The organism is Stutzerimonas nitrititolerans (assembly GCF_003696285.1).
Classification (GTDB): Bacteria; Pseudomonadota; Gammaproteobacteria; order Pseudomonadales; family Pseudomonadaceae; genus Stutzerimonas; species Stutzerimonas nitrititolerans.
The window spans coordinates 84,505-92,364 of the sequence record NZ_RFFL01000018.1 but is presented as its reverse complement, the minus strand read 5'-3'; the positions used below and the strand labels follow the sequence as shown (position 1 = coordinate 92,364).

The 7,860-nt window shown below is 62.8% G+C and carries 13 protein-coding genes; 12 read left to right on the top strand and 1 reads right to left on the bottom strand.

What is annotated here, in order from left to right:
- A partial coding sequence (locus tag EA795_RS21465) for a hypothetical protein (protein ID WP_240645049.1) occupies positions 1–80 on the bottom strand: 80 nt, incomplete at its 3' end.
- 334 nt (positions 81–414) lie between these two features.
- Here EA795_RS21465 and EA795_RS19125 point away from each other — a divergent pair.
- The 12 genes from EA795_RS19125 to EA795_RS19075 all read left to right on the top strand — a co-directional run bounded on the left by EA795_RS19125 (position 415) and on the right by EA795_RS19075 (position 7,860).
- The gene (locus EA795_RS19125) at positions 415–822 is read left to right on the top strand and encodes a PAAR domain-containing protein (protein ID WP_122078978.1); all 408 of its coding nucleotides are present in this window, start codon (positions 415–417) and stop codon (positions 820–822) included.
- Positions 819–1,346 (top strand): DUF4123 domain-containing protein, encoded by a 528-nt coding sequence (locus EA795_RS19120; protein WP_122078976.1) that lies wholly within the window; start codon positions 819–821, stop codon positions 1,344–1,346. The genes EA795_RS19125 and EA795_RS19120 overlap by 4 nt, the downstream gene beginning before the upstream one ends.
- Positions 1,339–1,701, top strand: coding sequence for a hypothetical protein (locus EA795_RS19115; RefSeq protein ID WP_014853091.1), 363 nt, complete (start codon positions 1,339–1,341; stop codon positions 1,699–1,701). The genes EA795_RS19120 and EA795_RS19115 overlap by 8 nt, the downstream gene beginning before the upstream one ends.
- A 16-nt stretch (positions 1,702–1,717) precedes the next feature.
- On the top strand, positions 1,718–2,200 hold the full coding sequence (locus EA795_RS21540; protein ID WP_276310939.1) for a Tox-REase-5 domain-containing protein: 483 nt from the start codon (positions 1,718–1,720) through the stop codon (positions 2,198–2,200).
- A gap of 16 nt (positions 2,201–2,216) precedes the next feature.
- Complete coding sequence (locus EA795_RS21535; RefSeq protein ID WP_276310938.1) at positions 2,217–2,525, top strand: hypothetical protein; 309 nt, start codon at positions 2,217–2,219, stop codon at positions 2,523–2,525.
- A gap of 15 nt (positions 2,526–2,540) precedes the next feature.
- Entirely contained in the window at positions 2,541–3,260 is a 720-nt protein-coding gene (locus EA795_RS19105) for an Imm52 family immunity protein (protein WP_014853093.1), read from the top strand.
- A gap of 528 nt (positions 3,261–3,788) precedes the next feature.
- Positions 3,789–3,863, top strand: a complete 75-nt coding sequence (pqqA, locus tag EA795_RS21640) for a pyrroloquinoline quinone precursor peptide PqqA (protein WP_003282509.1) — start codon at positions 3,789–3,791, stop codon at positions 3,861–3,863.
- A gap of 49 nt (positions 3,864–3,912) precedes the next feature.
- Positions 3,913–4,209 carry a pyrroloquinoline quinone biosynthesis peptide chaperone PqqD gene (gene pqqD / locus EA795_RS19095; RefSeq protein WP_170162251.1) on the top strand — a complete coding sequence of 99 codons (297 nt, stop codon included), beginning with the start codon at positions 3,913–3,915 and terminating at the stop codon, positions 4,207–4,209.
- Entirely contained in the window at positions 4,178–5,323 is a 1,146-nt protein-coding gene (pqqE, locus tag EA795_RS19090; protein ID WP_122078974.1) for a pyrroloquinoline quinone biosynthesis protein PqqE, read from the top strand. The genes pqqD and pqqE overlap by 32 nt, the downstream gene beginning before the upstream one ends.
- Positions 5,324–5,407: 84 nt before the next feature.
- On the top strand, positions 5,408–5,911 hold the full coding sequence (locus tag EA795_RS19085; protein WP_122078973.1) for a urate hydroxylase PuuD: 504 nt from the start codon (positions 5,408–5,410) through the stop codon (positions 5,909–5,911).
- The gene (serC, locus tag EA795_RS19080) at positions 5,892–6,992 is read left to right on the top strand and encodes a 3-phosphoserine/phosphohydroxythreonine transaminase (RefSeq protein ID WP_122078971.1); all 1,101 of its coding nucleotides are present in this window, start codon (positions 5,892–5,894) and stop codon (positions 6,990–6,992) included. Before EA795_RS19085 ends, serC begins: the two co-directional genes overlap by 20 nt.
- On the top strand, positions 6,985–7,860 hold the full coding sequence (locus EA795_RS19075; RefSeq protein ID WP_043942819.1) for a phosphoserine aminotransferase: 876 nt from the start codon (positions 6,985–6,987) through the stop codon (positions 7,858–7,860). The genes serC and EA795_RS19075 overlap by 8 nt, the downstream gene beginning before the upstream one ends.

The following is a 7,860-nucleotide window of genomic DNA, read 5'->3' as shown; positions in this document are numbered from 1 at the left end:
AATTCGCCACCGATGTAGTTGCCGTAGCGCGGCTTGAGGGAAACGACGGCGCCTGCGGTACCGGGTTGGGCGTAGATCATGATGGGCCTCTCTTTCTTCTGCGTGTCAGAGCCTGCGCCAGAACGGACGCAGGGCATGAGCCGATCTTAGGCAGCGCCCACCGCCCTCGGTATGCACCCATGGCAGCGGAGGGTTCCTCATTTGGTAGTAGATGCCAACGGGTTCAGGGGCGCTTCGATTCGCTGCGGCTGATGCACGCGGACGCCAGGCTGAGCAGCAAGAGCGTGCTGCGCAACATGTTGCACAGCCGAGAGGTTTTCCATGAGCAAGCGCACAAACAAGCCAGCCTTCGGTTGTCTTCGGGGTCCGGTTGCCGTGCAATGATGCGCTCACGCTCGGACAAGGATGTCGCTCATGCAAGGAAAGCCTGCCGCCCGGGTCTCGGACCCAACTGCCTGCCCGGTATCGGGCCATGGCACCAGCCCCATCGTCTCCGGCTCGCCCGATGTCTTCTTCGACGGCCTGCCGGTGGCACGCCAGGGGGACCCCTCCGCCTGCGGCGGCACCCTGTCCGGAAATCTGGTACCCAACGTTTTCATCAACGGCTTGCCCGTGGCCACGCTCGGCAGCATTGGCAGCCATGGCAATGTGATCATCGGTGGCTCCGGCACGGTGATCATCGGGACGGTGCATACCGCCGCGCCGGCGTCCTCCATCTCCTCGCCGGTTGCAAAGCCTGGGCTCTGCCTGCCCTGCCTGCTGGCAGCCGCGGCGCGCAATGACGCCTTGGTGCCTCTGGAAAGCCTGGTAGCCAAGCCGTGAAGCCAGCCTCTGTGGTTCGCTCGATCGAAGAAGCACTGCGTCTGGGGCGGGCGCATTCACCAAACCTGCTGCTCTATGCGCTAATCGACGGCGCTCGCTATCGAACCCTCGGTGACCGACTCGATCGCGAAGCCGGTCTGCACTGGCAGTGGCTGCTGGCGGGCACCGAGCTGAACGACCTTCGACAGGCCGGCCCCGCCCTGGTCCGGATGGACCAGGCGAACGCATTCAGGGACTGGCTGATCACCCGCGACCGCAAGACTCCGCTGGTGTCCTGGCTGCTGAGCGACATCGACTTCGAGGCATTGGCCCGTCATCTGGGCGACCAGCTGTTCGTTCGGATGCCCGATGGACGGCGCGCCCTGTTTCGCTACTACAACCCGCTCGTGCGTCGCGCGCTCGAAAACGTGCTCTCGGGCGAGCAACGCGCGCAACTCATGGCACCCATTCCCTACTGGCTGACCTGGCAGCCCCTTGAGGATCGCTGCTTGGTCATCGATGCACAGGGGTGGCGTGATGCTTGAGTTATCCACCAAGCAGCTGACCGAGCTCGAAGCGGTGCGCCGCGACGAACTCATCGAGAAGCTCTTGCTTGAGGTTCGCGCGCAGGATCCGGACTGGTACGACCGTCATGGGTTGGCCGGCGGCATCAGCTACCTCGCCGGTTATCGGCGGGACGCTGAAACGCTCGGCCTGACCGAGCGCCAATCCATCGAGGATTTCATGCGCTACGGGATGATGTTTCCCGGCTTCAACCGCGAGCAGGCCTTCGTGGAATGGATGGCACGCCCGAGTGCGGACGATCCGGATCAGCGTTTTCGAGACTACCAGCGCGTCATGGAATTCGTGTGGCAGCTGAAGCACGGAGCATGGCAATGACAAGGAGTCGCTCGACATGACAGGTTTGATTTCGGGAGCCGGCGCGACGCTGGGCAACCCAGGGGGTGCGGCCATGGGCCTGCGGGCTGCGCCACGATTCGGACCCGGGCTCCCTCTGGCGCGCCCGCCCCTGCCCCGCTTTCCGGTGCCACCGGCTCGGCCGGCACCACGCTCGCTACCCGAGGCCTTGCCCCAGTCCGGAGCGCGTCTGGTGCCACGCCCCATTCCTCAACCGCAGGTCATGCCGCAGACTCGGACGAAGGACGACGCTCGGGAAGGCACACGGGATTGCGATGCACAGCGAGACCGCGAATGCGTGGGTTGCCCGCCCACCGAAGGCATGATGTCCGTGCCCAACGATGGCAAGGGCCACTCCATGTCCGATCTGTCGTCGCGCTACCAGGGATGGGTGACGGGTTTCGCGCCCCCTTACGAATGGCGATGGAACGCCACCTGGTGGGACGGTTTCGACGAGCCGCGCTGCACGGCTCGAAGCTAAGGCCAACTATGCCTTCATGTTCGTTCCGGTCGTGGGCATTCCGAAGCCTTGGGCACCAGTGAAGTCGGTCCTCATTGACCCGGCACGTCGACACTCGGCGAAGGCTCGGCCAACTCCGCCAGTAAGAGTGGAATGGCACTTTCTGCAACGCATTGTCTATGAGTACTGCTCGTCACAATATCGTCGGTCGGGCTTGGTGAATCTCAACGCATTCTGGAATCCGATGCCCGACACCCCGGAATATGACGACTATCGTGAGCAGCGAAGCCAGGAGCAAAGGGAACTAGAGGACTATTACCGTAGCAATCCCGATTTGCTGGCTTAAGTCTTGAGGTAATTGATGAACAACTTTCAATCCTTCGTCTTCCAGATGCGCTTCGACAAGCAAGCCATCTCGAAGGTATCGCATGACGAACAGATAGAGCGGATATTCCGTTATCTACACGCGCTGGGCGAATTGCGCCCGTTATTGGGCCGCTGGTTCTTGCAAGCAGACTCCTTGTCTGAAGCGCTCAGTCTGAACGTCATGAACGCCCCACATCTGCTGGAGCAGGCGGTCACCAAAAACTTCGATGCGGATTTCCCCGCCTGGCTTTCCCTTTCGGTCTGGAATGGCGAACAGAACCCCCTGAAGGGGGGACTTTCATTCCAGTACGACGCTCATGATATGGAGTCGGTGGCGAGCATGGGCTTCGAAGATGCCGGTGCCTTGGTTATGGCACTGGATGATCCTCAACCGATACTGTTGGCCATGATGCGCATCGCGGTTTCGATTTGGCCTGAAATCGACTGGGGTGTGATCGCTCCCGAGGAATACTACCTGGATGGCAAGGTTTTCCCGGACCGACAAACGATCGGCTGGATCGGTTTCTGCCCACATGCCCTGCACCCACGCGACTATCCCGACGCAACCAAGCTGGTCGAGCTACCCGGCAGGGGTACCCTGGTCGTGTCCTGCCCCGAGGTGATGGACCCTGCCAATCGCGAGCACTTCAGGGCGGTAGGCACGATCGACACCAAGCTGGTGGAGCTTGGTTACTTGCCGACGTTCAACAATTGACGCCGCCCCTTGGTAAGCGAAAACTGAGAGAATATCCCATTGCCAAACTCTCTGTTCAGGTAGCCATGAACGCAACCGAGACCTAAACGTATCCAGCTGCCGACGCAACAAGCCAAAAGTTCGTATTTCGTCGCGAGCTACATTGCCTGCTAGCGCCGTTTGCCCTGGATGCCCCTAAGAGCCGAGCCTGTTCTTGCGCAATTGAGTTATTCGCCGCTCGTTTGAAACCTTCCCCCTTCACGTCTCGTGCTTTACCTCGTGCAAAACGGCCCCCGCGTACCGCGAACAAAACATCAAAAAACCGACAAATAGCCACCCAAAAAACCGGCCAGTTTGACCGGTTATGCGTATGCGCAATTGACCAGAAACAAGAACGACAGAGCGCATCGAAAATATTTTCGCAAGGCAAAAAAAATCCTACCAAATGCCCGCAAAACCGACCCCAAAGTCCTATTAGTCAAGCCGTTCCAAGCACCTAGCTTCGAGGTGCAACACCGCTGTTCCGAAAACCAACCGAGGAGAAATGCCATGCAGTGGATCGATCCCGACTTCTGCGACCTTCGTCTGGGCTTCGAAGTCACCGCGTACGTCTACGTACGCTGAGCCTGGGCCGGCGCGGCGGTTTATGACCGTCGCGCCGGTCAGCGAGGAAATGGACATGACAACGAACATATCGCCGACCTGCCGTTACGAGATCCGCCCACCCTTCCTGTTCCGCTGGGAGGAGTCGCAGCAGGCCCACGTGCTGCTCTACCCCGAGGGCATCGTCAAGCTCAACGCCACCGGCGGCGAAATACTGAAGTGCTGCGACGGTAGAACCAGCGTTGCCGAGCTGATCGAGCAGCTGGCGCGCCGCTACAACGCATCCGATATCGACGCCATCAGCAAGGGCGCCCTGAATTTCCTGGAGGTGTCCCATGGCAAAGGCTGGATCCGAGCCAAGGCTTGATGGCAGCGGCAACCCGGTCTGGCTGCTGTTGGAGCTGACCTATCAATGCCCGCTGCAATGCGTGTTCTGCAGCAACCCGCGCAACTTCGCCGATTACCGCCAGGACGAGCTGAGCACGGCCGAATGGATCGACGTGATGGCCCAGGCGCGCGCCATGGGTGCCATGCAGATCGGTTTCTCCGGCGGCGAGCCTACCCTGCGCAAGGACCTCGAGACGCTGGTCGCCGAGGCGGACCGCATGGGTTACTACAGCAACCTGATCACCTCCGGCATCGGCCTGACCGAAGCGCGCCTGCGCGCGCTGAAGGAAGCCGGCCTGCGGCACATCCAGCTCGGTTTCCAGTCCACCGACCGCAACGTCGCGCACCAATTGGCCGGGGTCGACGCCTGGGAGCGCAAGCTGCGCATGGCACGGCTGATCAAGTCGATGGATTTCCCCATGGTGCTCAACGTGCCGATCACCCGGCAGAACATCGGCCAGGTGCCGGACATCATCGAGTTCGCCGTCGAACTGGGTGTCGAGTATCTGGAGCTGGCCAACGTGCAGTATTACAACTGGGCGCTGCTCAACCGCGACGCCCTGATGCCCACCCACGCCGAGCTGCAGCGCGCCGAGGATCAGGTGCAGCAGGCGCGTGAGCGCTACAGCGATCGCCTGACGATATTCTTCGTCATCCCCGATTACTACGAAGGCCGCCCCAAGGCCTGCATGAACGGCTGGGGCGCCATCCACGTGACCATCGCGCCCAACGGCGACGTACTGCCCTGCTCCCAGGCCAGCAACTTCAAGAACCTGACCTTCCCCAATGTGCGCCAGCAGCGACTGGAGCGAATCTGGCACGACTCGCCGGTGTTCAACCTCTACCGCGGCGACGCCTGGATGCCCGAGCCCTGCCGCAGTTGCGATGAAAAGGAGAAGGACTTCGGCGGTTGCCGCTGCCAGGCCCTGCTGTTGACCGGCAACGGCGCCAACGCCGACCCAGCGTGCAGCAAGTCGCCGCACCACCAATTGATTCGCCAGGCTGTCGAGCTGGCGCAGAGTGCCACGCAACCGCAAGGCACGCTGATCGCCCGCCACGCCAGCCAGGGGGTGGAACTTGAAACCGCCCCATGACTCGTTCGGCGGCACCGTCAGCACAGGTCTCGTACTGACGCTCGGCTGCTATCTGCTGCTGCGCGTGCTGATCTAGGAGGCACCATGCAGTTGCCCGTCCTCGATGTGCTGGCCCGTTATGCACACCTGCTGTTCGCATTGGTGTGGATCGGCCACAACTACGCCAATTTCATCCAGAACCCGCGCTTCGTGCCGCTGCAGAACGGCATCGACACTGCCACGCTGAACCATGACCTGGAGGTGCGGATGAAGCGCGAGCACGGCATCTTCCGCTACGCCTCGCTGGTGGTCTGGGCGTCGGGGATGTTCATGCTCTGGCAGCGCGGCTGGCTGGTCGATGCGCTGCTGCTGCAAGGCCCGCTGGCGGTCATCGGCCTCGGTGCCTGGATCGGTACGGCGATGCTGCTCAACCTCTGGCTGGTGCTCTGGCCGCACCAGAAAAAGCTGCTCGGCTTCGTTCCGGCGACGCTGGAGGAGCGCGTGCGCTGCTCGCGGATCACCTTTCTCTCCTCGCGCAGCAACACCATCCTCTCCTTTCCCTTGCTGTTCCTGATGGCGGCCGGCGGTCATGGCCTGCACCTTTTCTGAACGACTCGCCCCTTGCAGCTTCGCCGCCGGCCCGGCGATGCTGCCGCGCGAGGTGCTGGCACAGATCCGTGAGGACCTGCCGGACTGGCACGGCAGCGGCTTTTCGCTACTGGAACAGTCCTTTACCGGTACCGCCTTCAAACAGCTGATGGCCGATACCGAACAGGATCTGCGTGCGCTGCTGGCGATTCCGCACAACTACCGGGTGCTGTTCATGCAGGGTGGCGCCTCGGCGCAGTTCGGCCTGCTGCCGCTCAACCTGCTGGAACCGGGGCAATCAGCCGATTATCTGGAAAGCGGCCTCTGGGCGCACAAGGCGATCGGCGAGGCGCGCCGGCACGCACCGGTGAACGTCGTCGCCAGTGGCGCAGCCGGTGGCTTCACCGCTTTGCCGCCCGTCGCAGGATGGCGATGCAACCCGTACGCCGGCTATTGCCATATCACCAGCAACGAAACCGGCAACGGCCTGCAAATGCCGGGCTTCCCCGAACTGCCGGTGCCGCTGGTAGCGGACACGACGTCGGACTTCCTCACGCGACCGATTGCCGTCGAGCGCTTCGGGCTCATCTACGCCAGCGCACAGAAGAACCTCGGCGTAGCCGGATTGTGCCTGGTGATCGTTCGCGAAGATCTGCTCAGGCCACCGCGTCGCGGCCTGCCCTCGGCGTTCAGCTACCAGGTGCAGGCCATGCAGCAGAGCCGCTTCAACACGCCACCGACCTTCGCGCTGTATGTCGCCGGGCTGATGCTGCGCTGGATCATTCGCCAGGGCGGGCTGACGCTCATGGCGGCACGCGCCCGAGAGAAGAGTCGCCGGCTATATGAGTGCCTTGACAGTCATGACTTCTATCGCTGCCCGCAGGTCGCGGCGGATCGCTCGACTATCAATGTCTGCTTTCAGCTCGAGAACCCCGGCTTGCTCGATGATTTCTTCCATCAGGCCGCACGAAACGGGCTGCACGACCTGCAAGGCCACAGTGCGGTTGGCGGCGTACGGGCCAGCCTGTACAACGCCGTGGAGATGGCGGCCGTCGAGCGGCTGGTGCATTTCATGAACGACTTTGCGCACCACCATGGCTGAAATCACGGCGTTGCGTACGTTGCACAACCGGCTGCAGCAACGCCTTGCGCTGGACCTCGCCCAGGCCGCAAGTCGCATTCCGGCTTTCGCGGCACCCGGCCAGCCGGTACGGGTGATGGAGCTGGAGTTTCCCTCCCCGCTGGGCATCGCCGCCGGTTTCGATCGTTACGGCCACCTTGGCCGCCGTGCCTCGGCGCTGGGCTTCGGTTTCAACGAGATCGGCAGCCTCGGCCCGGCCGACATGGCACGACTGCGTTCGCCTGCCAGCAGCGGCTCGGCCCGGCTGGGCATCAATCTCAGCCTGGACGCCAGGCATTCGGCAGAGGAGCTCGGCGCCATGTTCAGGTCGGCCTGGAAACAGGCGGATTACCTGGTCGTCAACCTGATCGGACCGACCAGCGAACCCTTGATGCAGCGGACGGAGCGACCACGCCTGCGCCGGTTGCTCACGGCGCTACGGCACGAAACACACACCTCGAATCTGTCCGGCACACGCAGGGTGCCGCTGGTTGCCAAGCTGCGCAGCCTGCCGCAGCAGCCTCCGCTGGAACTGGCCGAACTGCTGCTGGAGCTGGGTTTCGACGGCCTGCTCGCCGCCCATGATCCAGGCCCGCCGGCCACCCGCCAGCGCTACCGTGACTGGCAGCACGACATGCAGCAGGCCCAGGCCTGCCGGCAGCTGGAGCAACTTCACCGCCTGTGCGGCCACGACCTGGCGCTGATGTCCGTCGGCGGCATCCAGACCGCGGCACATCTGCGAGCACGCCTGGAAGCGGGCGCCGAGCTGGTACAGGTGCATACGGCGCTGATGCATCAGGGTCCCTGGCTTGCGCGCGGTTTGCTGGCAAGGGATTCCGAGCGTTCGTGA

Bases quoted from the DNA above. Each gene is read 5' to 3' on its own strand.
- EA795_RS19125 (WP_122078978.1), top strand. From the start codon at position 415: ATGCAAGGAAAGCCTGCCGCCCGGGTCTCGGACCCAACTGCCTGCCCG.
- EA795_RS19115 (WP_014853091.1), top strand. From the start codon at position 1,339: ATGCTTGAGTTATCCACCAAGCAGCTGACCGAGCTCGAAGCGGTGCGC.
- EA795_RS21540 (WP_276310939.1), top strand. From the start codon at position 1,718: ATGACAGGTTTGATTTCGGGAGCCGGCGCGACGCTGGGCAACCCAGGG.
- EA795_RS21535 (WP_276310938.1), top strand. From the start codon at position 2,217: ATGTTCGTTCCGGTCGTGGGCATTCCGAAGCCTTGGGCACCAGTGAAG.
- EA795_RS19105 (WP_014853093.1), top strand. From the start codon at position 2,541: ATGAACAACTTTCAATCCTTCGTCTTCCAGATGCGCTTCGACAAGCAA.
- pqqD (WP_170162251.1), top strand. From the start codon at position 3,913: ATGGACATGACAACGAACATATCGCCGACCTGCCGTTACGAGATCCGC.
- pqqE (WP_122078974.1), top strand. From the start codon at position 4,178: ATGGCAAAGGCTGGATCCGAGCCAAGGCTTGATGGCAGCGGCAACCCG.
- EA795_RS19085 (WP_122078973.1), top strand. From the start codon at position 5,408: ATGCAGTTGCCCGTCCTCGATGTGCTGGCCCGTTATGCACACCTGCTG.
- serC (WP_122078971.1), top strand. From the start codon at position 5,892: ATGGCCTGCACCTTTTCTGAACGACTCGCCCCTTGCAGCTTCGCCGCC.
- EA795_RS19075 (WP_043942819.1), top strand. From the start codon at position 6,985: ATGGCTGAAATCACGGCGTTGCGTACGTTGCACAACCGGCTGCAGCAA.